General features: G+C 55.7%; 34 protein-coding genes and 1 pseudogene. 34 read left to right on the top strand and 1 reads right to left on the bottom strand.

The window, feature by feature from the left end:
• Nucleotides 1–2 precede the first annotated feature (2 nt).
• Nucleotides 3–83, top strand: a pseudogene (locus ACR0JR_RS17130) (50S ribosomal protein L23); the annotation flags it as partial.
• Between the two features lie 98 nt (nt 84–181).
• On the opposite strand, the gene ACR0JR_RS17125 reads toward ACR0JR_RS17130, so the two are convergent.
• Nucleotides 182–577 carry a MarR family winged helix-turn-helix transcriptional regulator gene (locus ACR0JR_RS17125; protein ID WP_480457152.1) on the bottom strand — a complete coding sequence of 132 codons (396 nt, stop codon included), beginning with the start codon at nt 575–577 and terminating at the stop codon, nt 182–184.
• 149 nt (nt 578–726) lie between these two features.
• Between ACR0JR_RS17125 and ACR0JR_RS17120 the strand changes: the two genes are divergently transcribed.
• The 33 genes from ACR0JR_RS17120 to ACR0JR_RS16960 all read left to right on the top strand — a co-directional run bounded on the left by ACR0JR_RS17120 (nt 727) and on the right by ACR0JR_RS16960 (nt 23,531).
• Nucleotides 727–1,308, top strand: a complete 582-nt coding sequence (locus ACR0JR_RS17120; RefSeq protein ID WP_480457151.1) for a YceI family protein — start codon at nt 727–729, stop codon at nt 1,306–1,308.
• Nucleotides 1,309–1,545: 237 nt separating this feature from the next.
• Complete coding sequence (rplB, locus tag ACR0JR_RS17115) at nt 1,546–2,388, top strand: 50S ribosomal protein L2 (RefSeq protein ID WP_008757664.1); 843 nt, start codon at nt 1,546–1,548, stop codon at nt 2,386–2,388.
• Between the two features lie 3 nt (nt 2,389–2,391).
• Nucleotides 2,392–2,670 carry a 30S ribosomal protein S19 gene (gene rpsS, locus ACR0JR_RS17110; RefSeq protein WP_010437056.1) on the top strand — a complete coding sequence of 93 codons (279 nt, stop codon included), beginning with the start codon at nt 2,392–2,394 and terminating at the stop codon, nt 2,668–2,670.
• 3 nt (nt 2,671–2,673) lie between these two features.
• Nucleotides 2,674–3,054, top strand: a complete 381-nt coding sequence (gene rplV, locus ACR0JR_RS17105; RefSeq protein WP_008756532.1) for a 50S ribosomal protein L22 — start codon at nt 2,674–2,676, stop codon at nt 3,052–3,054.
• Complete coding sequence (gene rpsC, locus ACR0JR_RS17100; RefSeq protein WP_010437060.1) at nt 3,054–3,764, top strand: 30S ribosomal protein S3; 711 nt, start codon at nt 3,054–3,056, stop codon at nt 3,762–3,764. The genes rplV and rpsC overlap by 1 nt, the downstream gene beginning before the upstream one ends.
• A 12-nt stretch (nt 3,765–3,776) precedes the next feature.
• Nucleotides 3,777–4,190: a 50S ribosomal protein L16 gene (gene rplP, locus ACR0JR_RS17095; RefSeq protein ID WP_010437070.1), complete on the top strand. Its 414-nt coding sequence runs from the start codon at nt 3,777–3,779 to the stop codon at nt 4,188–4,190.
• 160 nt (nt 4,191–4,350) lie between these two features.
• The gene (locus ACR0JR_RS17090) at nt 4,351–4,899 is read left to right on the top strand and encodes an amino acid synthesis family protein (RefSeq protein ID WP_480457150.1); all 549 of its coding nucleotides are present in this window, start codon (nt 4,351–4,353) and stop codon (nt 4,897–4,899) included.
• A gap of 40 nt (nt 4,900–4,939) precedes the next feature.
• Nucleotides 4,940–5,560 (top strand): 2OG-Fe(II) oxygenase family protein, encoded by a 621-nt coding sequence (locus ACR0JR_RS17085; protein WP_480457149.1) that lies wholly within the window; start codon nt 4,940–4,942, stop codon nt 5,558–5,560.
• A 69-nt stretch (nt 5,561–5,629) separates the two neighbouring features.
• Complete coding sequence (locus ACR0JR_RS17080; protein ID WP_480457148.1) at nt 5,630–6,280, top strand: transglycosylase domain-containing protein; 651 nt, start codon at nt 5,630–5,632, stop codon at nt 6,278–6,280.
• Between the two features lie 177 nt (nt 6,281–6,457).
• Nucleotides 6,458–6,664, top strand: coding sequence for a 50S ribosomal protein L29 (gene rpmC, locus ACR0JR_RS17075; protein ID WP_010437082.1), 207 nt, complete (start codon nt 6,458–6,460; stop codon nt 6,662–6,664).
• Nucleotides 6,665–6,668: 4 nt separating this feature from the next.
• Complete coding sequence (gene rpsQ, locus ACR0JR_RS17070) at nt 6,669–6,899, top strand: 30S ribosomal protein S17 (RefSeq protein WP_010437084.1); 231 nt, start codon at nt 6,669–6,671, stop codon at nt 6,897–6,899.
• A 76-nt stretch (nt 6,900–6,975) separates the two neighbouring features.
• A complete protein-coding gene (gene rplN / locus ACR0JR_RS17065) occupies nt 6,976–7,344 on the top strand; it encodes a 50S ribosomal protein L14 (protein ID WP_008757934.1) in 369 nt (122 codons plus the stop codon).
• A 2-nt stretch (nt 7,345–7,346) separates the two neighbouring features.
• Nucleotides 7,347–7,658, top strand: a complete 312-nt coding sequence (gene rplX / locus ACR0JR_RS17060; protein WP_171092002.1) for a 50S ribosomal protein L24 — start codon at nt 7,347–7,349, stop codon at nt 7,656–7,658.
• Complete coding sequence (gene rplE, locus ACR0JR_RS17055; protein WP_170392897.1) at nt 7,651–8,211, top strand: 50S ribosomal protein L5; 561 nt, start codon at nt 7,651–7,653, stop codon at nt 8,209–8,211. Before rplX ends, rplE begins: the two co-directional genes overlap by 8 nt.
• Before the next feature lie 19 nt (nt 8,212–8,230).
• Nucleotides 8,231–8,536 (top strand): 30S ribosomal protein S14, encoded by a 306-nt coding sequence (rpsN, locus tag ACR0JR_RS17050; protein WP_010437098.1) that lies wholly within the window; start codon nt 8,231–8,233, stop codon nt 8,534–8,536.
• 13 nt (nt 8,537–8,549) lie between these two features.
• Complete coding sequence (gene rpsH, locus ACR0JR_RS17045) at nt 8,550–8,942, top strand: 30S ribosomal protein S8 (RefSeq protein ID WP_155148687.1); 393 nt, start codon at nt 8,550–8,552, stop codon at nt 8,940–8,942.
• An 11-nt stretch (nt 8,943–8,953) separates the two neighbouring features.
• Nucleotides 8,954–9,487, top strand: a complete 534-nt coding sequence (rplF, locus tag ACR0JR_RS17040) for a 50S ribosomal protein L6 (protein WP_155148689.1) — start codon at nt 8,954–8,956, stop codon at nt 9,485–9,487.
• An 11-nt stretch (nt 9,488–9,498) separates the two neighbouring features.
• On the top strand, nt 9,499–9,858 hold the full coding sequence (gene rplR, locus ACR0JR_RS17035; protein ID WP_010437103.1) for a 50S ribosomal protein L18: 360 nt from the start codon (nt 9,499–9,501) through the stop codon (nt 9,856–9,858).
• Nucleotides 9,859–9,974: 116 nt separating this feature from the next.
• Nucleotides 9,975–10,544, top strand: a complete 570-nt coding sequence (gene rpsE / locus ACR0JR_RS17030) for a 30S ribosomal protein S5 (protein ID WP_010437107.1) — start codon at nt 9,975–9,977, stop codon at nt 10,542–10,544.
• A 12-nt stretch (nt 10,545–10,556) separates the two neighbouring features.
• Complete coding sequence (gene rpmD, locus ACR0JR_RS17025; RefSeq protein ID WP_008757946.1) at nt 10,557–10,745, top strand: 50S ribosomal protein L30; 189 nt, start codon at nt 10,557–10,559, stop codon at nt 10,743–10,745.
• Between the two features lie 173 nt (nt 10,746–10,918).
• Nucleotides 10,919–12,424: an ArnT family glycosyltransferase gene (locus ACR0JR_RS17020; protein WP_480457146.1), complete on the top strand. Its 1,506-nt coding sequence runs from the start codon at nt 10,919–10,921 to the stop codon at nt 12,422–12,424.
• A gap of 348 nt (nt 12,425–12,772) precedes the next feature.
• Nucleotides 12,773–13,261 carry a TadE/TadG family type IV pilus assembly protein gene (locus ACR0JR_RS17015; RefSeq protein WP_480457145.1) on the top strand — a complete coding sequence of 163 codons (489 nt, stop codon included), beginning with the start codon at nt 12,773–12,775 and terminating at the stop codon, nt 13,259–13,261.
• Between the two features lies 1 nt (nt 13,262).
• Nucleotides 13,263–14,594: a TadE/TadG family type IV pilus assembly protein gene (locus ACR0JR_RS17010; protein ID WP_480457144.1), complete on the top strand. Its 1,332-nt coding sequence runs from the start codon at nt 13,263–13,265 to the stop codon at nt 14,592–14,594.
• A gap of 366 nt (nt 14,595–14,960) precedes the next feature.
• On the top strand, nt 14,961–15,176 hold the full coding sequence (locus tag ACR0JR_RS17005; protein WP_010437116.1) for a DUF1127 domain-containing protein: 216 nt from the start codon (nt 14,961–14,963) through the stop codon (nt 15,174–15,176).
• 200 nt (nt 15,177–15,376) lie between these two features.
• Entirely contained in the window at nt 15,377–15,850 is a 474-nt protein-coding gene (gene rplO / locus ACR0JR_RS17000) for a 50S ribosomal protein L15 (protein WP_010437119.1), read from the top strand.
• A 109-nt stretch (nt 15,851–15,959) separates the two neighbouring features.
• Nucleotides 15,960–17,324 (top strand): preprotein translocase subunit SecY, encoded by a 1,365-nt coding sequence (secY, locus tag ACR0JR_RS16995; protein WP_010437121.1) that lies wholly within the window; start codon nt 15,960–15,962, stop codon nt 17,322–17,324.
• Nucleotides 17,321–17,965 (top strand): adenylate kinase, encoded by a 645-nt coding sequence (locus ACR0JR_RS16990; protein WP_170424551.1) that lies wholly within the window; start codon nt 17,321–17,323, stop codon nt 17,963–17,965. The genes secY and ACR0JR_RS16990 overlap by 4 nt, the downstream gene beginning before the upstream one ends.
• Before the next feature lie 200 nt (nt 17,966–18,165).
• A complete protein-coding gene (gene rpsM / locus ACR0JR_RS16985; RefSeq protein WP_008757392.1) occupies nt 18,166–18,534 on the top strand; it encodes a 30S ribosomal protein S13 in 369 nt (122 codons plus the stop codon).
• A 15-nt stretch (nt 18,535–18,549) separates the two neighbouring features.
• On the top strand, nt 18,550–18,939 hold the full coding sequence (gene rpsK, locus ACR0JR_RS16980) for a 30S ribosomal protein S11 (protein ID WP_010437126.1): 390 nt from the start codon (nt 18,550–18,552) through the stop codon (nt 18,937–18,939).
• 115 nt (nt 18,940–19,054) lie between these two features.
• The gene (locus ACR0JR_RS16975; protein WP_010437127.1) at nt 19,055–20,071 is read left to right on the top strand and encodes a DNA-directed RNA polymerase subunit alpha; all 1,017 of its coding nucleotides are present in this window, start codon (nt 19,055–19,057) and stop codon (nt 20,069–20,071) included.
• 130 nt (nt 20,072–20,201) lie between these two features.
• A complete protein-coding gene (gene rplQ, locus ACR0JR_RS16970; protein ID WP_170478231.1) occupies nt 20,202–20,621 on the top strand; it encodes a 50S ribosomal protein L17 in 420 nt (139 codons plus the stop codon).
• Nucleotides 20,622–20,828: 207 nt separating this feature from the next.
• A complete protein-coding gene (locus ACR0JR_RS16965; RefSeq protein ID WP_480457143.1) occupies nt 20,829–22,214 on the top strand; it encodes a trypsin-like peptidase domain-containing protein in 1,386 nt (461 codons plus the stop codon).
• A gap of 3 nt (nt 22,215–22,217) precedes the next feature.
• Nucleotides 22,218–23,531: a replication-associated recombination protein A gene (locus tag ACR0JR_RS16960; protein WP_170544307.1), complete on the top strand. Its 1,314-nt coding sequence runs from the start codon at nt 22,218–22,220 to the stop codon at nt 23,529–23,531.
• Nucleotides 23,532–23,599: the final 68 nt, after the last annotated feature.

Genomic DNA, 23,599 nt, shown 5'->3' with positions numbered 1-23,599 from the left:
AGTTGAGCCGTCGGAAAGACATCGAGAAAGCATATGTGACCTTGGAAGAGGGTAACACCTTCAACGTGTCCACCGGGCTCTGATCGAACCCGCCTTTGGAGAAAGATTAAGACCTCGGCGAATGCGGTTTTTTTTGTGCGCCAATGTGCGGTGCTAGCCTATGCAGGCAAACTGAGACCTTTCAGTCTGGACCGGCTTGATCCTGTTCCGCTTCGATGAATGTCCGCCATCCGTCGACCTTGCCAAAGGCGCGTAATCTTTCGTGCAGCATAGGGCCATAGATGGACCACATGCGTTTTCGTAAATCCCGTCCCTTTTCGGTAACTTTCAGAACTTTTCCACGTCTATCACTATCAGATTCAATGAACTCCAACAATCCCTCCGCCATGAGCCGTTTGCTCAGATGGGACAGGTTCGACTGTTCGAATATGGTATCCTGAGCAAGCTCATACGGACGCAACTGACCCCCGTGCCGTTCAAGTGACCAAAGCACATCGTACCATTTTAAAGGTGGAAACCCGGCATCCTTTAGCGCCGCGCCGATGTCAGACTGGATGCGCCTGGTAGCCCGATTCATTGCGACCCAGATTTCTGTCTCAAATTCTGTTGGCAGATCGTTCTTCACAACTTCGTGTTTGCCTTATTTCTGATTGCAGTCTTGGTCTGACTTAATTAGATGAAAATTCATCTACATTCCAGTGCCCATCGGATGAAAGGAATACGAATATGACCTTTAAGTCTATGATTGCCGCCGCTGCCTTGACCGTTGTTGTAACACCGACCTTTGCGCAGACTTATAAAACCGATCAGGGGCATACCGAAGTCAGGTTTGGTTGGAGCCACGCAGGTGTCTCGAACCAGCATGGCGAGTTCACCAAAGTAGACGGTGTGCTGGACCTGAATGCCGACGATGTGGAGGCCTCGACGCTGAACGTGACGATTGATACCAACAGCCTGGCTTCAGGGTTTGGGCCTTTGGATGATCACCTTAAGTCGGCTGATTTCTTCGAGGTCGAAACCTATCCCGAGATCACATTCGTCAGCACCGAAATCAAGCGCACCGGAGATAGCACGGCAGATGTAACGGGAGACCTGACCATCCACGGCGTGACCAAGCCCGTGACCCTGAAGGCAACGCTGACCCATCAGGGCGAGCACCCGCTGGGCAGCGCCATCGAATATTACGCGGGTGATTGGGTGGCCTTTTCGGCAACGGGTGAGATCGATCATACGGAATTCGGTGTTGGACCGTTCTCAACAGGGCCGATCACAATCATGATCGATACCGAGATGAAGGCAGATGGCTAAAACCAATGCCAGCCGTATTGCAAGGATCAAAAAAGAAAGATTATGCAATCTTGGATGAAGGTGTAGACACCCACCCCCAACACTGCTAAACGCTCCCAATCTTGCGGCCTCGGATTCGTTCCGGGGCCTCTGATATTTGCAACTGGGGACCTTCGGGGCCCTATACCCTTGGCACCTACGGGGGCCTATCACATAGCGGGGAAACCCCCTGCACTTGCTAAACGGAAGACAGAAAGCATGGCACTCAAGTCGTACAAGCCGACGACGCCGGGCCAGCGCGGGCTGGTGCTGATCGACCGTTCGGAGCTTTGGAAAGGACGTCCGGTCAAGTCTCTCACTGAGGGTTTGACCAAATCGGGCGGCCGGAACAACACCGGACGGATCACTTCACGCCGCCGCGGCGGTGGCGCAAAGCGTCTCTACCGGATCGTTGACTTCAAACGGAATAAATTTGATGTCGCGGCAACCGTCGAACGGATCGAATATGACCCGAACCGGACCGCATTCATCGCACTGGTAAAATACGAAGACGGTGAGCAGGCATATATCCTGGCTCCGCAGCGTCTGGCTGTTGGTGACAAAGTCGTGGCATCCGCCAAGGCCGACATCAAGCCGGGCAACGCAATGCCGTTCTCGGGCATGCCCATTGGTACCATCGTCCACAACATCGAGATGAAGCCCGGCAAAGGCGGTCAGATCGCACGTGCGGCGGGTACTTACGCTCAGTTCGTTGGTCGCGATGGCGGCTACGCTCAGATCCGTCTGAGCTCGGGCGAGCTTCGCATGGTCCGTCAGGAATGCATGGCCACCGTTGGTGCCGTGTCCAACCCCGACAATTCGAACCAGAACCTCGGTAAAGCCGGTCGTATGCGCCACAAAGGCGTTCGTCCGTCGGTTCGTGGTGTTGCAATGAACCCGATCGATCACCCGCACGGTGGTGGTGAAGGTCGTACCTCGGGTGGCCGTACGCCGGTTACACCGTGGGGTAAGGACACCAAGGGTAAGCGTACCCGCAACAAGAACAAAGCGTCCCAGAAGCTGATCATCCGCTCACGGCACGCCAAGAAGAAGGGACGTTAATTCATGTCTCGCTCTGTTTGGAAGGGTCCTTTCGTCGATGCTTACGTGCTGAAAAAAGCCGAAGCAGCGCGCGAGTCGGGCCGCAACGAAGTCATCAAGATTTGGTCGCGTCGTTCCACCATTCTGCCCCAGTTCGTGGGTCTGACCTTTGGTGTGTACAACGGCCATAAGCATATCCCCGTCAACGTCTCGGAAGACATGATCGGTCAGAAGTTCGGTGAATACTCGCCGACCCGGACCTATTACGGTCACGCCGCAGACAAAAAAGCGAAGCGGAAGTAAGTCATGGGCAAGGAAAAGAACCCCCGCCGCGTGGCCGAAAACGAAGCAATGGCGAAAACGCGCATGCTCCGTACCAGCCCGCAGAAACTGAACCTGGTTGCGCAGATGATCCGCGGCAAGAAAGTTGAGAAGGCTCTGACCGATCTGACTTTCTCGAACAAGCGTGTCGCGCAGGACGTCAAGAAGTGCCTGCAGTCTGCAATCGCCAACGCCGAGAACAACCACAACCTGGATGTCGACGAGTTGATCGTCGCCGAAGCCTGGGTTGGCAAGAACCTGGTCATGAAGCGCGGTCGCCCGCGGGCCCGTGGCCGTTTCGGGAAAATCCTGAAGCCGTTCTCGGAGATCACCATCAAGGTGCGTCAAGTTGAGGAGCAAGCCTAATGGGTCATAAAGTCAATCCGATCGGCATGCGCCTGCAGGTCAACCGCACCTGGGACAGCCGTTGGTACGCAGATACCAAGGACTACGGTGATCTTCTTCTGGAAGATCTGAAAATCCGTGAGTTCATCAACAAAGAGTGCAAGCAGGCCGGTGTTGCCCGTGTGATCATCGAACGTCCGCACAAAAAGTGCCGCGTAACGATCCACACCGCACGTCCGGGTGTCATCATCGGCAAGAAAGGCGCGGACATTGAGGTTCTGCGCAAGAAAATTGCGCTGATGACCGACAGCGAACTGCACCTGAACATCGTCGAAGTGCGCAAGCCCGAGCTTGACGCGCAGCTGGTTGCCGAGTCCATCGCTCAGCAGCTAGAGCGCCGCGTCTCGTTCCGCCGCGCGATGAAGCGGTCGGTTCAGAACGCCATGCGTATGGGCGCCCTGGGTATCCGGGTGAACGTCGCTGGTCGTCTGGGCGGCGCTGAAATCGCACGGACCGAGTGGTATCGCGAAGGCCGCGTGCCTCTGCACACCCTGCGCGCCGACATCGATTACGCACATGCCGAAGCGATGACTCCCTACGGGATCATCGGGATCAAGGTCTGGATCTTCAAAGGTGAGATCATGGAGCACGATCCACAAGCACGTGACCGTAAAGCACAGGAACTCCAGGACGGCCCTGCACCTCGTGGTGCTGGTGGCGGTCGTCGTTAAGGAGGGAAAGATATGCTTCAACCAAAGCGTACTAAATTCCGCAAGATGCACAAAGGCCGGATCAAGGGTCTCGCCAAAGGCGGCTCTGATCTGAACTTTGGCACCTACGGCCTGAAAGCTCTTGAGCCTGAGCGTGTAACCGCACGCCAGATCGAAGCTGCACGTCGTGCCATGACGCGTCACATGAAGCGTCAGGGTCGTGTCTGGATCCGCATCTTCCCCGACACTCCGGTTACTGCAAAGCCGATCGAAGTTCGTATGGGTAAAGGTAAAGGTTCGGTCGACCGCTGGGCATGCAAGGTCAAGCCTGGCCGCGTGATGTTCGAGATCGACGGCGTCAATGACGACATCGCCCGCGAGGCCCTGCGCCTGGCTGCGATGAAGCTGCCGATCAAGACCCGCGTTGTGATCCGCGAAGACTGGTAAGCGATCCGGGGGCAACTCCGCTCGTGACAAGATCGACCCCCGTCGGGACACCGGCGGGGGATTTCTTTTGGCTCGACCGCTTTTGATGATGCAGGTCGCGAAAAAAGTCGACCTCAACCCGCGAGGCCCTTAGGCTGCCCAATAGGAATGAGGGGGGCATATGGTGCAGCTACGCAAAAAGATGTTCATCAAAGAAGTCATAACCACCGACCAGCTGGGCCAGCCATGTGAGCCGATCAGTCGGGTTGCCGCGTTAGCGGTGATACAGAACCCTCTGGCCGGACGCTTCTCGGATGATCTTTCCGAGCTGTTTGAGATCGGAGCCCTTCTGGGCCATGATCTTGCGGCTGATGCGCTCTCGCAAATGGACGGTGCGCCGGTGTCATATGGCAAGGCAGCGATCGTCGGCATGAACGGCGACCTCGAGCAGGGCGGGGCGGTGATCCACCCCAAGCTCGGCGCACCCATGCGCGCGGCGGTCGGCGGTGGTGAGGCGGTGATCCCCTCGAACGCCAAGCTGGGCGCGCCGGGTTGCGCGATTGATCTGCCGCTGGGGCACAAGGACAATCCGTGGTCGTTCGATCATTTCGACACGATGACGCTAAACGTTCCAGACGCGCCGAAACCGGATGAGATCGTGCTGTGCCTCGCCTATGCCGATGGCGGTCGTCCGATCCCGCGCTGTGGCAAAGGGCCCATCAAAAGCTAAGCGTCTGGTCTTGCCGAAAGGGCTGGGGTATTCCCGGCCCATGGCACAGATTGAATCACTCTTCGTTACCCGTCTCTACCGCGCGTCCCTGTCCGAGTTCGATCCCAAGATCGACGCTGAGGAACTGGAAAGCTCTTGCCTTGTCATCGCCGAAGATGATGAGGCCGGGCAGGAATGGTGCGAGGAAAACGGCTATCCCGGTTACACCAGTTATGCCTCGCTGACCGATCTGCCTTGGCGCTTTCCGATCTTCGCTGATCTGGTTACGGCGCTGGATCAGCACGTCGCCGCCTTTGCCAAGGATCTGGAGTTCGATCTGGGCGAGGGAGAGCTTAAGTTGGAAGACCTCTGGATCAACATCCTGCCCGAAGGCGGCATGCACTCCAGCCATCTGCACCCCCACAGCGTCATTTCAGGTACCACCTATGTGGCGATGCCCGAAGGGGCGAGTGCGCTGAAGCTGGAAGACCCCCGCTCAGGCCGCATGATGGCTGCACCGACGAGAATCAAGGGCGGGCGGCGCGATTTGCAGCCGTTCATCTATATGAAGCCGCAGGTGGGCGACGTCCTGCTTTGGGAAAGCTGGTTGCGTCACGAGGTGCCGATGAACATGTCCGAGGATGAGCGGATATCGGTGAGTTTTAATTATAAGTGGGAGTGACTAAATTAAGCGTGCATGCCCAAAATGCGAAATCAAGATTTGACAGTGAGGCTATTCTTCATTTCTGCTATGAGTTTCAAAACCGTATACGCTCTCGCGATTTTCTTAAGTCTTGTGTTTTCAGGAGCGAGCAGAGGCCAACCGAGTACGACAGGCGTTTCCAGTTCACAAGCAATCTATGACCGCTATCATAAAGACAATGATGCGAGGCAAAAGGTTCCATCACTTTTTCAGCACGTTTACATGGGCATCCATGACCCTGACTTTCTACAAACCGAGTTGCCCCAATACTCCAAAACTACCCTAGAAGTATCTAATCGTGTTCATTTCATCCGGGATGTCGGACGGTGGGGAGTGTTGGCAACTGCTTTTGAGATTTCCAGTACGCTCCCCAGAGAAGAAATCCTGAACTGGTACGTGAACTCGCGTTACTGGGGGCGTAACTGTTTCTGGTTATCGGATGCTTCCAACTTGTATTTTGGCAAAGACCCGGAAAGTTTGAAGCTCTCGGAAGTCGTATTCCTTGTTGGATTGATCAAAGCGCCCACCGCGTTTGACCCAGAACGAAATCTGGATCGTTTTCTTGGACATCGTGATCACTTTATTCGGAGGTTGCGAGCGACTGGATGGTTCTCTGAAGTGGAGCTTTCGATCGCCGGGAGTGAACCTCTTGAATTCAGGAGCCCGTTGGGCAAATGTGATCGCCCAAGAATCCGTTAGGACAAAGCCTCTGTTGTCGTAAACTTCCTCTTGCCACCCACCCTCCAAACCCTTATACGGCGGCATCCTGCGATCTCCCGGCGTTGTCGGGCGATTCGCATGTCTATCATTCATCCACCAGGTCAAAGGTGACCCGTGTACGGGGCCTTCTGGTGTTTTGAGCAAAGGAAAAAGGCGATGAACGCCCAAGAACTGCGTGACAAGACCCCGGACCAGCTCCGCGAGGAACTGGCCAACCTGAAGAAAGAAAGCTTTAACCTGCGCTTTCAACAGGCAACCGGTCAGCTGGAAAACACAGCCGGTATCAAAGCGGCCCGCCGCAATGCTGCCCGTGTTAAAACCATTCTGAACGAAAAGGCCGCTGCTGCGGCATCCGAGGAGTAATCAGATGCCCAAGCGTATCCTGCAAGGCACCGTGACCAGCGACGCCAACGAACAGACCGTAACTGTATCCGTCGAGCGCCGCTTTACGCATCCGGTTCTGAAGAAAACCATCCGTAAGTCCAAGAAATACCGGGCTCACGATGAAAAGAACGCCTTCAAGGTCGGTGACTCAGTTCGCATCATCGAATGCGCACCGAAATCGAAGACGAAACGTTGGGAAGTTCTGGAAGCGTAAGCTTCCGGGATTTTTCCATTTGTCGAAACCCTGGGGGATTTAACAAGACCAGCCCCCACAGGTCGGGAGAAACCACATGATCCAGATGCAGACCAATCTGGATGTCGCTGACAACTCCGGCGCACGCCGAGTTCAGTGCATCAAGGTCCTGGGTGGTTCCAAGCGTAAATACGCCTCCGTCGGCGACATCATTGTCGTCTCGGTGAAGGAAGCCATCCCGCGCGGCCGCGTAAAGAAAGGTGACGTCCGTAAGGCCGTCGTCGTACGCACCGCCAAAGAAGTCCGTCGCGAAGACGGCACCGCGATCCGTTTCGATCGCAACGCCGCCGTCATCCTGAACAACAACAACGAGCCAGTCGGTACCCGTATCTTTGGCCCCGTTGTTCGTGAACTGCGCGGCAAGAACTTCATGAAAATCATCTCGCTGGCTCCGGAGGTGCTGTAATCATGGCTGCTAAACTCCGCAAAGGCGACAAGGTCGTCGTGCTGGCCGGCAAGGACAAGGGCAAAGAGGGAACCATTTCCTCGGTTGACCCGAAAGCCGGTAAAGCTGTTGTCGATGGCATCAACATCGCCATCCGCCACACCCGTCAGTCGCAAACCTCGCAAGGTGGTCGCCTGCCTCAGGCAAACCCGATCGAGCTGTCGAACCTGGCACTGCTGGACAAAAACGGCAAAGCAACCCGCGTTGGCTTCCGCATGGAAGGCGACAAGAAGGTGCGCTTCGCCAAGACCACAGGGGACGTGATCGATGCTTGATAACGCAACCTACACCCCGCGTCTGAAAGCTCAGTACGCCGAAACCATCCGTGCCGCTCTGAAAGAAGAGTTCGGCTACAAGAACGACATGCAGCTGCCCAAGCTGGAAAAAATCGTTCTGAACATCGGTTGTGGTGCTGAGGCCGTCAAAGACTCGAAAAAAGCGAAAGCTGCTGTCGAAGATCTGACTGCGATTGCTGGCCAGAAGGCCGTTGCAACCAAGGCGAAGAAGTCGATCGCGGGTTTCCGCGTCCGTGAAGACATGCCGCTGGGTGCGAAAGTGACCCTGCGCGGCGACCGGATGTACGAATTCCTGGATCGTCTGATCACCATCGCGATGCCTCGCGTTCGTGACTTCCGCGGTGTGAAGCCGTCTTTCGATGGTCGTGGCAACTTTGCCATGGGCATGAAAGAGCACATCGTGTTCCCGGAAATCGACTTCGACAAGGTCGACGAGGTCTGGGGCCTGGATATCGTAATTGCCACCACAGCGAAAACCGACGCTGAAGCAAAGGCATTGTTGAAAGCATTCAACATGCCGTTCAACGCGTAAGCGCCGGGAGGATTGAGACATGGCTAAAAAAGCAATGATCGAACGCGAGAAGAAGCGCGAACGCCTGGTGGCCAAATATGCCGCAAAGCGTGCCGAGCTGAAAGAAATCGCGAATGACGAGAGCAAGCCGATGGAAGAGCGTTTCAAAGCGCGTCTGAAACTGGCGAAACTGCCGCGCAACAGCTCGGCTACCCGTCTGCACAACCGTTGTCAGCTGACCGGTCGTCCCCACGCTTACTACCGTAAGCTGAAGGTCAGCCGTATCGCGCTGCGCGAGCTGGGTTCTGCTGGTCAGATCCCCGGCATGGTGAAATCGAGCTGGTAAGGGAGACATAGATATGAATGATCCTATCGGCGATATGCTCACCCGTATCCGCAACGCGCAAATGCGCGGCAAGTCCACCGTTTCCACCCCGGCTTCCAAGCTGCGCGGTTGGGTTCTGGACGTGCTGGCGGACGAAGGTTACATCCGTGGCTACGAAAACACGACCGGTGAAAACGGTCATCCGGCCATCGAAATCAGCCTGAAGTACTACGAAGGCACCCCTGTTATTCGCGAACTGAAGCGGGTCTCGAAGCCCGGTCGTCGCGTATACATGGGCGTCAATGACATCCCGCAGGTCCGTCAGGGTCTGGGTGTGTCGATTGTCAGCACTCCGAAAGGTGTGATGTCGGACGCAAACGCTCGCTCCAACAATGTTGGTGGCGAAGTGCTCTGCACCGTCTTCTAAGGAGGTCTGCAATGTCTCGTATTGGTAAAAAACCGGTCGAGCTGCCCAGCGGCGTTACCGCCTCTGTGTCTGGCCAGACCATCGAAGTCAAAGGTCCGAAAGGCACCCGCAGCTTCACCGCCACCGACGACGTGACGCTGTCGGTTGAAGACAATGTGGTCAAGATCGACCCCCGTGGCATGTCCAAGCGTGCCCGCCAGCAGTGGGGCATGAGCCGCACCATGGTTGCCAACCTGGTAACTGGTGTAACTCAGGGCTTCAAAAAAGAGCTGGAGATCCAGGGTGTTGGTTACCGGGCTCAGATGCAGGGCAACACCCTGAAGCTGAACCTGGGCTACAGCCACGATGTTGATTTCACTGCTCCGGAAGGTGTCACCATCACTGCACCGAAGCAGACCGAAATCGTTGTGGAAGGTATCGACCAGCAGCTGGTGGGCGAAACCGCGGCCAAAATCCGCGAGTGGCGCCGTCCCGAGCCTTACAAAGGCAAGGGCATCCGCTACAAGGGCGAGTTCATCTTCCGCAAGGAAGGCAAGAAGAAGTAAGGACGCAAACAATGGCAAACAGCAAAAGAACCCTGTTTCTGAAGCGCCGCCTGCGCGTTCGGAACAAACTTCGCAAGGTCAACGCGGGTCGTCCGCGTTTGTCCGTACACCGTTCGAACAAGAACATCTCTGTTCAGCTGATCGACGACGTACGTGGCGTGACCCTGGCGTCGGCCTCGACTCTGGAAAAAGATCTGGGTGTTGTTGGCAAGAACAACGTCGAAGCGGCCACCAAAGTGGGCGCGGCCATCGCCGAGCGTGCCAAGAAGGCAGGCGTCGAAGAGGCCTATTTCGATCGTGGTGGCTTCCTGTTCCACGGCAAGGTGAAGGCAGTTGCCGACGCCGCGCGTGAAGGTGGTCTGAAGATCTAAGACCTGTGGGCGGGTTTCGATCCGCCCCGATGATCCGGGGGCCTCGGCGACAGTCGGGGCTCACTTGGATTGAAGAAAACGGCGCCGTAAGCGCCACATGAGAAAAGGGATGCCAAATGGCAGAACGTGAAAACCGTCGGGGCCGTGGCCGCGACCGTGAAGAAGCACCGGAATTTGCAGATCGTCTGGTCGCAATCAACCGCGTGTCGAAAACCGTAAAAGGTGGTAAGCGCTTTGGCTTCGCCGCTCTAGTGGTTGTCGGCGATCAGAAAGGCCGCGTCGGCTTTGGCAAAGGTAAAGCGAAAGAGGTACCTGAGGCCATCCGTAAGGCGACCGAACAAGCCAAGCGTCAGATGATCCGCGTGCAACTGCGCGAAGGTCGTACCCTGCACCACGACATCGAGGGTCGCCACGGCGCCGGTAAAGTGGTTATGCGCACCGCACCTGAAGGTACTGGTATCATCGCCGGTGGTCCGATGCGTGCTGTGTTCGAAATGCTGGGCGTCAAGGACGTTGTGTCCAAGTCGCTGGGCTCGCAGAACCCGTACAACATGATCCGTGCCACCATCAACGGCCTGCAGAAAGAGCAGAGCCCGCGTTCGGTTGCCGCACGTCGTGGCAAAAAGGTTGCTGACATCCTGCCCAAGCGGGAAGAAGCACCAGCTGCTGCTGAAGCAGAAGCATAAGGAGAGCGACCCATGGCAAAAACCATCGTCGTCAAGCAGATCGGCTCCCCGATCCGCCGCCCCGCCGAACAGCGCGCAACCCTGATCGGTCTGGGCCTGAACAAAATGCACAAAACCCGCGAGCTGGAAGACACACCTTCGGTCCGCGGCATGGTCAACAAGATCCCGCATCTGGTTGAGATCATCGAAGAGCGCGGCTAAGCGCGATTTCGTTGTAGAATAAGAACGCCCCCGACCGGATCGGGGGCGTTTTTTATATTCCGGCCACCTAACCATCGAACTGGTTCTGGGTTTTTCGTATCATCAATCCCATGGGTTGTGCTGAACTGGCGCAGAGACCCGTGAATCCCAAAAGCAACATTGATTTTGAAAAAATGACGCAGATTGAGCTCAAGAGCAGTAAATTTCAAAACGGGTTTGGCTATGCGGTGCTGGCCTGTATCTGCATCGTCATCACCGCGGCGTACTGGCACGCGCAGAACCTCGGCGGCGGGGATCTTTGGCGCTATGACGAGTTTTATACCCATGACCGAACCCTGGGTTTTGCGGCGTTTCAGGACTGGTTTACAGTTTACAGCCTTGGCAAACCCTCACTCGAAAAGCCGCCCCTGCAATATTGGATGTCCGCGGGCCTGATCCAGGCAGGTCTGACCGATCTGATCGCGCTGCGCATACCCTCTCTGATCTTTGCAGCCGGAGCGATGATAGCCACCGCAGCGCTCGCGTATGTTATGTTTCCGCGTCAAGTTTGGCTGATGCCGATCTCGGTGTTGCTGTTGTCCACATCCGATCAATTCTGGCAATATTCAACCTCGGCGATGCTGGATGCGGGTGCGGTTTTTTTTGTAACGCTTGGTGTATTGTCGTTGTTCTTGTCGCTCAAGAACCCACGCTATTGGCCGACATTCCCGATTACAGTTTTTCTGGCCGGTTTGCAGAAGGGTCCGACACCGTTGGGGTTTCTTCTGATCGCTCTGATTGGTGTGGCGCTGACCTCGCGGTTCCATGGGGACAAACTGCGAGACATCGCCCGGAATCGACGTTTTCAGTACTCGGTTCTCGCTGCATTTTTCCTTGGGTTCATCTGGCAGATCTTCCAGCATGCAAAATATTGGGGGCAGGATAGGCTCAGCGGGTCGATCGAGGGTGAGATGATCAACCGCTTCATCCCCGAAAACCTGGAGTTCGTGTCTAGAACCATCTCCGGTTTCGACACGCTGATCCTGTATGACGAGCCCGTGATACGGCTGGCCGGTCTAGCAGGTCTGCTGATGATTCCGTTCATCTATAGGACATCGGCCTATTTAGCCATGTCCTCGATCGCGATCCTGTTTGTTTTGATCATGATCCTTGCCCAAGACAGCGTGTATGACCGCTATACACTCACGATTTTGCCTTTGTTGTGCGTCGGCGCGGCATGGTTGATCTTCTACATCTGCCGACGCCCTGTAATCGGATGCATTGCAGCGGTTCTGGTTGTTGTTGCACTGGGTGGTCCGCTGCGACCGGTCGAGGTTCTGGCGCAATCGAAGTCACGGGACTACGGTATGCCTATCGCCGAGATCCTTGGGCAATTAAACGACAGCTTTGAATCTGGTGAGACGGCTATCTTCTGCAGGCTCGAAAATCGGAACTTCCCCCGTGGCGCGGTGCACGTTCATGCGCCCAAGGCCGGACCGGGGCAGCATATCTATCTGCGCGGAGTGGACTCGCTTTCACGCGACATGCGCAAATACAAGGGCGGGCGGATACGTGGCCTGTGTCTGAAATCTGAGATCGACCTGCTCAGTCCGCATTTCGAGGGTGTAACAACCGAACCTGTGGGCGGCGGCTTTCATATCTGGACGGCCTCCCGTTATCGCCAGGCAATCTCCGAATGATAAGGAATAACGGCCAATACATTCGGCACCTGCGCTGTTTGCCTGTGCACGCCTCGGTCAATTCCTGCCAAGTGGATTGAGTGCGCTCCAAGGTCGCCAGACTAATAATTCTCTGGGCGAACCAGTAAAAACAGAGATTTCTCGGAACTTCGATAACCTTAGGAAATCAAGCGTTTTAAGCAGAAAACTTTGATGAACACGGTTAATTGTGCACGAAAAACACTCAATGTTAATTGAATATGAACGGTGTGTTCAAATGGTGTTTAATAGCTTTGGGCCAAACTCTCTCTGCAAGTCAGGGTTGAAGACGATTCGACCAATGAGCCTTTGTTGAGAAGGGACCGAGAAATGGCTGAAACTGCAAACCAAGGTGCAGTTTGTGAAGTAGCTAGTGTAAAAAGTTGTTCAACGTCAAAACTGCACGAAAAAATAATTTCTAACTCGAAGCGGCGCGTGTCGAACTTCTGGAACTGCGAGTCTGGCTCTTTCACTGTAGAGGCTATGATCTGGATTCCGATGTTCTTTTTCTTGATGATTTTCGCCTTAAATGTCTCGATGGTTTTTGTGCAGGAATCATTAATTTTGCGCGTTGTCCAAACGGTATCGAGAGAGCACTCACTGGGTCTTTACCGCGACGATGCAGAAGCAGAACTAGATTTATCGAACCAGCTCTCGCACCTAGGTGCCAATGTCACTGTTGATGTGTCAAAATCGTTCAAGATGGCGACTGCATCAGTGCAAGTTCCAGCAGTCGATCTGATGCCAATGCAGTTTTTACGCAATACATTCAGCGGAGTTGAGATCGACGTAACAAGCAACCATCTCGTGGAGTTTTGAGATGAAACTCTCTGAATATCTCGCCAGTTTTTTCCTGAGTGACGAAGACGGATCGGCCACAATTCTGTCTCTGTACTTTTGCATTATATTGCTGGTCTTGGGGGGGTTAGCGATCGATTTCCAAAAGCGCCAAGCCGATAATCAAAGGCTGCAGAACGCGGCGGATTCTTCCGCTCATGCGGCGTTGTTGGCGCGTCAGACCAAGAGTGCCACGGACGCAAGGGCAGAGGGCCTTGCCGTACTGACGAAGATGTTGCCCAGAACAAATATGGATACTGCGGTAAGATCAGCCGATTTCACATTTGGAACTTGGGATTTTGATAAGCGCACTTTTGTATCATCGCCCGTCGCGACCGAAGCCGTGCACGTCTATGCGGGAATGACGCAGGACCGAGGCAATCCAACTCTGAACTTCATTTTGTCTATAATTGGTTTTGACAGCTTTGATGTGGCTAGCGAAGCAATCTATGCCATGAAGCTCAAGCCATGTTCGTATCAAGGTCTCTTGGCTCAAGGCCCCCTTACAGTTGATTCTCAGAACTTCTATGGGCCGGGCTTTTGTATGCATTCCAACCAATATGTCAGTCTGAGGTCGAATAACTACTTCACGCCGGACAACTATGATGCAAATATCATGGGTGCCAAGGTCTCGATGCCTCATGCCGAAGATCTTCGTCTTCCTGATTCAGGCTTTGCGACAAACGCAAACCTTGAACATGCACGGACCGAAGGTTGGTACGATTTTTCCTCACTTAGCCAAATTCCTACGATCATCGACGAATTGACGACAGGCACCAGTGCGTTTACGCCTTCGACCGTTACCGAAGTGGCGGAAGATACGATTTCTGTAATGGAGATACGCCCTGAAGATATCACTTCCGGAAAGGCCTACAAGCATTCATGCTCAGGTGGCACTATTACGTTCAAGTCGGGTACTTATGAGAACTTCTCGATGGTAACCGATTGCAAAATCGAGTTTTCCTCGAACGTTGTGTTGGGGGATGCAACGATTGCTACAACCAACACATCTGCACAATCTGTCTATTCGCATTCAGGATTACAGATGGGCAAGGATGACGACTGCGCACCGGGCGGCGAAGCCAGCGTCATCAGTATGGGCGGGTTTTATGCCAACGCAAACTTTTCTTCCTATGGTGGAACAGTCTGGACAGAGGGTGACATCTATTTTCATGCCAGAGCCAAGAAGATCGAAGGCATTACCATGAAGTCTTTGGGTTCTATTACCGGCACCTCGGAAGCAGAGATGAGAGTGTGTGATACCACCCCCATTTGGGAAGAATATGCCGAGTATGGGCCGCGTCTCGTAAGGTAAAGATACAAGCCCAGGATTGGACCGAATTTAGGATATTCAATCTGGGCTCTATCTCATTTCGACGGGTGCGAATTGTGAGCAGTATTTTCGTAACCAAGCCCTGACATTAAGGTCGCAGGACAAAGATCGCAGCTCGCATTGTCTGTAAACGACGGTTAATGCGAACCGGTGCTGTGAGCGCAACAAATGGCAGCCAAATTGCGCAATAAGTATCAAACTCACCCCGCCATTCAGTTTTTGCATACCGGCTAGACCAAAACACGCGTTGTTAGCGGTATCGAGCGCGCCTATCTCCCCCTTGTCCAATGAAGGAACAAATCAAGTGACATCGGGGAATACGCCCCGACATTCGAAAGGAATAAAGATATGGCACATACAGCTACACTGACACATGGCGGCTTCAACCTGAGCACCCGTATTGCGAACTTTATCGAGCGCGTAAAAGAAAACCGCGCCCGAGCGACCGAATACAACCGCACCTATACCGAGCTTCAGCGTCTGACCAACCGCGAACTGGATGATATCGGTATTCGTCGCTGCGATATCGCGGATATCGCGCGCGAGCATGCCTACTGCGGGTAACACCCCAACCACTCACCGTTGAAGAGGCGCCAATATGGCGCCTCTTTTGGTATTGGGGATGTGATTGAACAATACTTGCAACTGAGCGTGCAACGCTGTAGAGCGCTCCGGTGGATTTCCATCCACGAGAATCAAAACCAAGAAATGCCGTGGTTGGCCCATCACGCTTCGGGGGTCACATCCGGCTAAGGAGAAGCGATATGAAACTGCACGAATTGCGCGACAACCCAGGCGCCGCACCGAAACGCACCCGCGTTGGCCGTGGTCCCGGTTCCGGCAAAGGTAAAATGGGTGGCCGTGGTATCAAAGGCCAGAAATCCCGTTCGGGTGTGGCCATCAATGGCTACGAAGGCGGCCAGATGCCGCTGTATCAGCGCCTGCCCAAGCGTGGCTTCAACAAGCCGAACCGCAAGGAATTCGCCGTTATCAATCTGGGCCTGATCCAGAAATTCGTCGACGCCGGCAAGCTGGACGCCAAAGCTGCGATCACCGAGGACGCGCTGGTTGCATCCGGTCTGGTCCGTCGCAAGCTGGACGGTGTCCGCGTTCTGGCCAAAGGCGAGATCAGCGCCAAAGTGAACCTGGAAGTAACCGGTGCTTCGAAAGCTGCTGTTGAGGCGGTTGAGAAAGCGGGCGGCTCACTTACGGTCACAAAAGCGGCTGCGGCAGAGTAAGCGCTTGTGAGCGGGTCAAGACCCGCTTACATAGACCACAGAGTTTTCCAAGACGCCGCCCGAGCCGGAAAACGGTTCCGGGCGGTGTTTTCATAAGAGAGACCGATTTATGGTATCAGCAGCAGAACAAATGGCAGCCAACACAAGCTGGGCTGCCCTTGGTAAAGCCACCGATCTGCGCAACCGCATCCTGTTCACGCTTGCATTGCTGATCGTCTATCGTCTGGGCACCTTCATTCCGGTGCCTGGCATTGACGGTGCAGCCCTACGCGAGTTCATGGAGCAGGCGGGGCAGGGCATCGGCGGCATGATTTCGATGTTCACCGGCGGGGCGCTGGGGCGGATGGGTATCTTTGCCCTCGGCATCATGCCCTACATTTCGGCCTCGATCATCGTACAGCTGCTGACGTCGATGGTTCCCGCGCTTGAGCAACTCAAGAAAGAGGGCGAGCAGGGACGCAAGAAGATCAACCAATACACCCGTTTCGGCACCGTGGCTCTGGCCACCGTTCAGGCTTATGGTCTGGCCGTTTCGCTGGAATCGGGTGATCTGGCCACTGATCCGGGCCTGTTCTTCCGTATGTCGACCATGATCACTCTGGTCGGCGGCACCATGTTCCTGATGTGGCTAGGTGAGCAGATCACTGCACGCGGCATCGGCAATGGTATCTCTCTGATCATCTTCGTCGGCATTATCGCCGAGGTTCCGGCTGCTCTGGCGCAGTTCTTTGCCAGTGGCCGCAGCGGCGCGATCAGCCCTGCCGTGATCGTGGGTGTGATCATCATGGTCATCGCGGTGATCACATTCGTGGTGTTCATGGAGCGGGCCCTGCGTAAGATCCACATCCAATACCCGCGCCGTCAGGCCGGTATGAAAGTCTATGAAGGCGGCTCCAGCCATCTGCCGGTCAAAGTGAACCCGGCGGGCGTGATCCCGGCGATCTTTGCAAGCTCGCTGCTGCTGCTGCCGGTAACGATCTCGACCTTCTCGTCGGGTGCTACAAATGGCCCGGTCATGTCGTGGCTGCTGGCGAACTTCGGTCCCGGTCAGCCGCTATACCTGCTGTTTTTCGCTTCGATGATCGTGTTCTTCGCCTATTTCTACACGTTCAACGTGTCGTTCAAACCCGACGATGTGGCGGACAACCTGAAAAAGCAGAACGGCTTTGTACCCGGCATCCGCCCAGGCAAGAAAACCTCTGAGTATCTGGAATACGTGGTCAACCGCGTTCTGGTTCTGGGTTCGGCCTATCTGGCGGCGGTCTGTCTGTTGCCTGAAATTCTGCGGGGCCAGTTTGCCATTCCGTTCTATTTCGGCGGCACCTCGGTTCTGATTATCGTCTCTGTGACCATGGACACCATCCAACAGGTCCAGAGCCACCTGCTGGCGCATCAATACGAAGGGCTGATTGAAAAGTCCCAACTGCGCGGCAAAGGCAAGAAACGCGGCAGAAAGGGAGCTGCTCGTCGATGAACATCATTCTTCTCGGCCCCCCGGGGGCAGGCAAAGGAACGCAGGCGCGTCACCTGGTTGAAACCCGCGGTATGGTGCAATTGAGCACCGGAGACATGCTGCGCGAGGCCAAAACCTCGGGCACAGAAATGGGCCAGAAGGTTGCTGCGATCATGGACGCGGGCAAGCTGGTCACCGACGAGATCGTGATCGGCCTGATCGAAGAGAAACTGACCACCGAAAAAGGCGCCGGTTTCATCTTTGACGGCTTCCCTCGGACGCTGGCACAGGCCGATGCGCTGTCGGCTCTGCTGACCAAGCTGGGCCAGTCGCTGCATACGGTGATCGAGATGCGTGTCGACGATGACGCGCTGGTGGACCGGATCACGGCGCGATCAACCTGCGGCGGATGTGGTGAGGTCTACAACGACAACACCAAGCCGATTCCTGCGGATGGCAAATGCACCAATTGCGGCAAGGAAAATGACTTCGTCCGTCGTGCGGACGACAACGAAGACAGCCTGCGCACGCGCTTGATGGAATACTATAAGAAGACATCTCCGCTGATTGGCTATTACTACGCCAAAGGCGATCTGCGCCCGGTGAATGGGCTGGCGGATATCAAGGAAGTCACCGCTTCGATTGAGGCGGTTCTTGGCTGATATTAATATGGGCTTGACGGCACCGCCAAAAGCCCATATCGACCCCCATCCCTAAGGGGAATCAAGATCGCATGGGGGATTCGTCCCCAATGCCCCGACCACCTCGAATAATACTGGACCCTCTGGCGTCACTGCCACGGTCAAGTGTTGTGAAAAAAGGTTCCGGAGTTACGGAACCGCAACAAAAAGGAAAGTGACACGTGGCACGTATTGCCGGCGTAAACATCCCGACTGCAAAGCGGGTACCAATCGCCCTCACATATATCACTGGTATCGGAAACACCTCGGCCAAAGCGATCTGCGAAGCCGTAGGCATTGAAGCGCACCGTCGCGTCAACGAACTGTCCGACGCCGAAGTTCTGGCCATCCGCGAGCACATCGATGCGAACTTCACCGTTGAAGGTGACCTGCGTCGTGAAGTTCAGATGAACGTCAAGCGTCTGATGGACCTGGGCTGCTATCGCGGTCTGCGTCACCGCCGCAACCTGCCGGTTCGCGGTCAGCGTACCCACACCAATGCTCGTACCCGCAAAGGCCCCGCAAAGGCCATTGCCGGTAAGAAGAAATAAGGGAGGGTCTGACCGATGGCACGCGATAAGACTCGCATCAAGCGCAAAGAGCGCAAGAACATCGCATCGGGCGTTGCCCATGTGAACTCGACCTTCAACAACACCAAGATCCTGATCTCGGACGTACAGGGCAACGCCATTTCGTGGTCGTCTGCCGGTACCATGGGCTTCAAAGGATCGCGGAAATCGACCCCCTACGCCGCTCAGATGGCTGCAGAAGACGCAGGCAAAAAGGCGCAGGACCATGGCGTCAAGACGCTGGAAGTCGAAGTTCAGGGCCCCGGTTCGGGCCGTGAATCGGCTCTGCGCGCGCTGGCTGCAGTGGGCTTCAACATTACGTCGATCCGCGACGTGACACCGATCGCTCACAACGGCTGCCGTCCGCCGAAGCGTCGTCGCGTCTAAGCGATTTTGAATTAGGCTGGGGCCCGTGTTTTTGCACGGCCCCAGCACGTCATTTTGAACCTCGGGCGTCTGCACCTTGTTGGTCATGGGGCGCGGACAGGAATGGAGGGATTACATGATCCATAAGAATTGGGCAGAATTGATCAAGCCGACCCAGCTTGACGGCAAGCCGGGCAACGACCCCGCGCGTCAGGCAACCCTGGTTGCTGAGCCGCTGGAGCGTGGCTTTGGACTGACTCTGGGCAACGCGCTGCGTCGCGTTCTGATGAGCTCGCTGCAAGGCGCGGCCATCACCAGCGTTCAGATCGACAACGTCCTGCACGAGTTCTCCTCGGTCGCAGGCGTACGTGAAGACGTCACCGACATCATCCTGAACCTCAAAGGCGTGTCGCTGCGCATGGAAGTTGAAGGCCCCAAGCGCCTGTCGATCAATGCCAAAGGCCCTGCCGTTGTCACCGCAGGTGACATCAGCGAAAGCGCCGGCATCGAGGTTCTGAACCGCGATCACGTCATCTGCCACCTCGACGATGGCGCTGATCTGTTCATGGAACTGACCGTCAACACCGGCAAAGGCTACGTCTCGGCTGAGAAGAACAAGCCCGAAGATGCACCAATCGGCCTGATCCCGATCGACGCGATCTATTCGCCGGTCAAAAAGGTTGCCTATGACGTTCAGCCGACCCGTGAAGGTCAGGTTCTGGACTATGACAAGCTGACCCTGAAGATCGACACCGACGGTTCGATCACGCCGGAAGATGCGCTGGCCTTCGCCGCACGCATCCTGCAGGATCAGCTGTCAATCTTCGTGAACTTCGACGAGCCGGAATCGGCTGGCCGCCAGGATGAAGACGATGGTCTGGAGTTCAACCCGCTTCTGCTGAAGAAAGTGGACGAGCTGGAATTGTCTGTCCGTTCGGCAAACTGCCTGAAGAACGACAACATCGTCTATATCGGCGATCTGATCCAGAAAACCGAAGCCGAGATGCTGCGCACCCCGAACTTCGGCCGCAAGTCGCTGAACGAGATCAAGGAAGTGCTGTCCGGCATGGGTCTGCACCTCGGCATGGATGTCGAGGACTGGCCGCCCGACAACATCGAAGATCTGGCGAAGAAATTCGAAGACGCGTTCTAAGCGCGTCTTCCCAAATGCCCGGCCCGAATTGGGACTATCCGGGGACCAAATGGGCACTTCCGCCCCAAGGAGAGCCGGTGACACGCATCGCCGGCCAGACAAAGCAAAACGCGAAAGAAGGAACTAGAAAATGCGTCACGCACGTGGTTACCGCCGCCTGAACCGTACTCATGAGCACCGCAAAGCTCTGTTTGCGAACATGGCTGGCTCGCTCATCGAGCATGAGCAAATCAAAACAACTCTGCCGAAGGCAAAAGAACTGCGCCCGATCATCGAAAAGCTGGTCACCCTGGGCAAGCGCGGCGACCTGCACGCCCGCCGTCAGGCCGCAGCACAGCTAAAAGAAGACAAAGATGTCGCAAAGCTGTTCGAAGTTCTTGGCCCCCGCTATGCCGAACGTCAGGGCGGTTATGTCCGCATCTTGAAAGCGGGTTTCCGCTATGGTGACATGGCTCCGATGGCGATCATCGAATTCGTTGATCGTGACGTCGACGCCAAAGGCGCGGCTGACAAAGCCCGCGTTGCTGCTGAAGAGGCTGCAGACGAATAATAAATTCTGACCATTTGGTCTGAAATAAACCTCCGCTCGGGCAACCGTGCGGAGGTTTTTCTGTTCTGAGGTTCAGATACGGGAATTATCGGCCACGCCTATGCCTGCAGTGTGTCGACTAAGCTAGTCGCGATTGCACAGTTCATCGGCTCTTGCATTCATGGCGCGGGCTTCGCATATCTTCGATCATTCCCGATTGGAGGTCACATGATCCGCAGTATTCTAGTGATATGCCTGATGGTGGTGGCTGCGATTGCCTCAGCTGAAACGCGAGTGCCCCAATCACAGGCCGAGATTGGACTGGGTTTTGCCCCGGTAGTTCGGAAAGCTGCCCCGGCAGTGGTAAATATCTATGCCAAGATCATACGGGAAGGTCGAACCAATTCGCTGTTCTCAGACCCGTTCTTTCAGGACTTCTTTGGTCGGGGGTTTGGGGAGCCCCGTCAACGTATTCAGAACTCGCTCGGATCGGGCGTCGTTTTGTCGGAAGACGGCTATGTCGTGTCCAATTATCACGTGGTTGGGACAGCCACAGAGATACGGGTGGTGACCACGGACCGTCGTGAGTATTCGGCCAAGGTTGTGCTGGGCGATAAGGAAAACGACATTGCCATCCTGCGGCTAGAGGAGGCGGGCGAGCTACCTTTTCTGCATCTGCGCGACTCCGATCATGTAGAAGTAGGTGAACTGGCGCTTGCGATCGGGAACCCGTTTGGGGTCGGGCAAACTGTGTCTTCAGGGATAATCTCAGGATTGGCGCGGACCGGCACGGCGACGGGTAATGCACGTGGATATTTCATCCAAACCGATGCGGCGATCAATCCCGGTAATTCTGGCGGTGCACTGATCGATGTGAATGGGGATTTGATCGGCATCAATACTTCGATTCTGACCCGGTCGGGAGGGTCAAACGGTATTGGATTTGCAATTCCGGCGAATTTGGTGGCGGAATTTCTACGTCAGGCGCGGGCAGGGAATGAAAGCTTCGTCAGCCCTTGGGCCGGTATGGCCGGTCAGCACATGAGCGCGGATATTGCCGAGTCTTTAGGATTGGTCATCCCGATGGGCGTTGTGGTGTCGGACCTTCATGCGCTTAGTCCGCTGGCCGAAGCGGGCTTGCGGGTAGGCGATGTAGTCACGCATGTGGATGGGGATGAGGTGAATTCTCCAGCCGAGATGAAGTTTCGCATGGTGGTTGCCGGGGTGGGCGGCAAATCCGTGCTGACACGGCTAAGGGGTGAGGAGCGTGCTGATATCGAAGTTGCATTGATCCGAGCGCCCGAAACGCCTGCCGCGAACGAGACGACTTTGGGCGAAGATACCGCGCTGCCAGGGCTTACAGTGTCCGGAGTCAATCCGGCGGTCATTGTGCGTCTGGGATTGAAGCTGTCTCAAACAGGTGTTGTTGTCGTCGATCCCGGACAATACGGCGCACGGGCGGGCTTGCGTGCAGGGGATGTGCTTGAGGTTATAAACGGCGGCAAGATTGACGTGCCAGAAGATGTTGTTCAGGTTCTGACCGACCCGGGTCGCCGGGTTCAGGTTCAAATTGAACGCGGTGGGCGGACAATCTCATTGCGGTTCCGGATGTGATCCGTGAATGATCTGTTTGATACAGGGTCGAGCGAACCCACGGCTTCGCCGCACAGACCGCTAGCAGATCGGTTGCGTCCGCAATCCTTATCCGAGGTGATCGGGCAGGAACAAGTGTTGGGCCAGGATGCTCCGTTGGGAGTGATGCTGGCTTCTGGAAGCCTGTCGAGCCTGATCTTTTGGGGGCCTCCGGGCGTAGGTAAGACGACAATTGCCCGGTTGCTCGCGCAGGAAACTGATCTGCATTTCGTACAGATCAGTGCTATCTTTACCGGTGTTCCGGATCTGAAGAAGGTGTTCGAAGCCGCCAAGATCCGCCGCCAGAACGGGCAGGGCACTTTGCTGTTCGTTGACGAAATCCATCGCTTCAACAAAGCGCAACAGGACGGGTTTCTGCCGCATATGGAAGACGGCACGATCCTTCTGGTCGGCGCGACCACTGAAAACCCGTCCTTCGAGTTGAACGCAGCGGTGCTCAGCCGATCTCAGGTGCTGGTGCTGGAACGTCTCAGCCTCGCTGATCTTGAACGCTTGACCCAACGGGCCGAGAAAGAGCTGGACCGTGCCTTGCCCCTAACCCCTGCGGCGCGCGAAGCGCTACAGGAAATGGCGGATGGCGACGGGCGCGCGCTGTTGAACCTGATCGAACAGGTTGCCGCCTGGACCGTGGAAACCGCACTGGATTCTGATGCGCTGTCGACGCGTCTGATGCGGCGGGCAGCGAAATACGACAAATCGGGGGACGAGCACTACAACCTTATTTCGGCCCTGCACAAATCTGTGCGTGGATCGGATCCGGACGCGGCGCTCTATTGGTTCGCGCGGATGCTGACAGGGGGTGAAGACCCGCGCTATCTGGCACGCCGGATCACGCGAATGGCGGTCGAGGATATCGGACTGGCCGATCCGCAGGCGCAATCAATCTGTCTTCATAGCTGGGAAACCTACGAACGGCTGGGCTCGCCCGAGGGCGAATTGGCACTGGCACAAGCGTTGGTGTATCTGGCGCTCGCCCCAAAATCGAACGGGGCTTATGTGGGGTACAAGGCAGCGATGCGGTTGGCAAAACAATCGGGCAGTGAACCGCCGCCCAAACATATTCTTAACGCACCGACATCGCTGATGAAGGATCAGGGATATGGGGCAGGTTACGCCTATGACCACGATGCCGAAGATGGGTTCTCGGGTCAGAACTATTTCCCGGATGATATGAAGCGCCCGGTTCTCTATCAGCCGGTCGAGCGCGGTTTTGAGCGAGAACTAAAAAAACGGTTGGAGTACTTTGCCAAACTGAGAACGCAGCGCAATCCGGGCTAGGCTTGACTCTGCACTCGATGCGCGCGACAGACGCGCATGATTTCTAAGGCACTGAAACAAGCACAATC

The organism is Ruegeria sp. AA3, assembly GCF_056542905.1.
This window is presented reverse-complemented; position numbering and strand designations above follow the sequence as displayed.

Excerpts from the sequence above, each read along its gene's own strand:
- rpsE (WP_010437107.1), top strand. The coding sequence starts at position 9,975 with ATGGCAGAACGTGAAAACCGTCGGGGCCGTGGCCGCGACCGTGAAGAA.
- ACR0JR_RS17085 (WP_480457149.1), top strand. The coding sequence starts at position 4,940 with ATGGCACAGATTGAATCACTCTTCGTTACCCGTCTCTACCGCGCGTCC.
- rpmC (WP_010437082.1), top strand. The coding sequence starts at position 6,458 with ATGAACGCCCAAGAACTGCGTGACAAGACCCCGGACCAGCTCCGCGAG.
- ACR0JR_RS17080 (WP_480457148.1), top strand. The coding sequence starts at position 5,630 with ATGAGTTTCAAAACCGTATACGCTCTCGCGATTTTCTTAAGTCTTGTG.
- ACR0JR_RS17020 (WP_480457146.1), top strand. The coding sequence starts at position 10,919 with ATGACGCAGATTGAGCTCAAGAGCAGTAAATTTCAAAACGGGTTTGGC.
- rpsC (WP_010437060.1), top strand. The coding sequence starts at position 3,054 with ATGGGTCATAAAGTCAATCCGATCGGCATGCGCCTGCAGGTCAACCGC.
- rplE (WP_170392897.1), top strand. The coding sequence starts at position 7,651 with ATGCTTGATAACGCAACCTACACCCCGCGTCTGAAAGCTCAGTACGCC.
- rpsK (WP_010437126.1), top strand. The coding sequence starts at position 18,550 with ATGGCACGCGATAAGACTCGCATCAAGCGCAAAGAGCGCAAGAACATC.
- ACR0JR_RS17125 (WP_480457152.1), bottom strand. The coding sequence starts at position 577 with ATGAATCGGGCTACCAGGCGCATCCAGTCTGACATCGGCGCGGCGCTA.
- ACR0JR_RS17120 (WP_480457151.1), top strand. The coding sequence starts at position 727 with ATGACCTTTAAGTCTATGATTGCCGCCGCTGCCTTGACCGTTGTTGTA.
- secY (WP_010437121.1), top strand. The coding sequence starts at position 15,960 with ATGGTATCAGCAGCAGAACAAATGGCAGCCAACACAAGCTGGGCTGCC.
- rplX (WP_171092002.1), top strand. The coding sequence starts at position 7,347 with ATGGCTGCTAAACTCCGCAAAGGCGACAAGGTCGTCGTGCTGGCCGGC.
- rpsH (WP_155148687.1), top strand. The coding sequence starts at position 8,550 with ATGAATGATCCTATCGGCGATATGCTCACCCGTATCCGCAACGCGCAA.
- rplO (WP_010437119.1), top strand. The coding sequence starts at position 15,377 with ATGAAACTGCACGAATTGCGCGACAACCCAGGCGCCGCACCGAAACGC.
- rpsN (WP_010437098.1), top strand. The coding sequence starts at position 8,231 with ATGGCTAAAAAAGCAATGATCGAACGCGAGAAGAAGCGCGAACGCCTG.
- ACR0JR_RS16990 (WP_170424551.1), top strand. The coding sequence starts at position 17,321 with ATGAACATCATTCTTCTCGGCCCCCCGGGGGCAGGCAAAGGAACGCAG.
- ACR0JR_RS17090 (WP_480457150.1), top strand. The coding sequence starts at position 4,351 with ATGGTGCAGCTACGCAAAAAGATGTTCATCAAAGAAGTCATAACCACC.
- rpmD (WP_008757946.1), top strand. The coding sequence starts at position 10,557 with ATGGCAAAAACCATCGTCGTCAAGCAGATCGGCTCCCCGATCCGCCGC.
- rpsQ (WP_010437084.1), top strand. The coding sequence starts at position 6,669 with ATGCCCAAGCGTATCCTGCAAGGCACCGTGACCAGCGACGCCAACGAA.
- rplB (WP_008757664.1), top strand. The coding sequence starts at position 1,546 with ATGGCACTCAAGTCGTACAAGCCGACGACGCCGGGCCAGCGCGGGCTG.
- rpsS (WP_010437056.1), top strand. The coding sequence starts at position 2,392 with ATGTCTCGCTCTGTTTGGAAGGGTCCTTTCGTCGATGCTTACGTGCTG.
- rplR (WP_010437103.1), top strand. The coding sequence starts at position 9,499 with ATGGCAAACAGCAAAAGAACCCTGTTTCTGAAGCGCCGCCTGCGCGTT.
- ACR0JR_RS16965 (WP_480457143.1), top strand. The coding sequence starts at position 20,829 with ATGATCCGCAGTATTCTAGTGATATGCCTGATGGTGGTGGCTGCGATT.
- ACR0JR_RS16975 (WP_010437127.1), top strand. The coding sequence starts at position 19,055 with ATGATCCATAAGAATTGGGCAGAATTGATCAAGCCGACCCAGCTTGAC.
- rplP (WP_010437070.1), top strand. The coding sequence starts at position 3,777 with ATGCTTCAACCAAAGCGTACTAAATTCCGCAAGATGCACAAAGGCCGG.
- ACR0JR_RS17015 (WP_480457145.1), top strand. The coding sequence starts at position 12,773 with ATGGCTGAAACTGCAAACCAAGGTGCAGTTTGTGAAGTAGCTAGTGTA.
- ACR0JR_RS17010 (WP_480457144.1), top strand. The coding sequence starts at position 13,263 with ATGAAACTCTCTGAATATCTCGCCAGTTTTTTCCTGAGTGACGAAGAC.
- rplN (WP_008757934.1), top strand. The coding sequence starts at position 6,976 with ATGATCCAGATGCAGACCAATCTGGATGTCGCTGACAACTCCGGCGCA.
- rplF (WP_155148689.1), top strand. The coding sequence starts at position 8,954 with ATGTCTCGTATTGGTAAAAAACCGGTCGAGCTGCCCAGCGGCGTTACC.
- ACR0JR_RS17005 (WP_010437116.1), top strand. The coding sequence starts at position 14,961 with ATGGCACATACAGCTACACTGACACATGGCGGCTTCAACCTGAGCACC.
- rplV (WP_008756532.1), top strand. The coding sequence starts at position 2,674 with ATGGGCAAGGAAAAGAACCCCCGCCGCGTGGCCGAAAACGAAGCAATG.
- rplQ (WP_170478231.1), top strand. The coding sequence starts at position 20,202 with ATGCGTCACGCACGTGGTTACCGCCGCCTGAACCGTACTCATGAGCAC.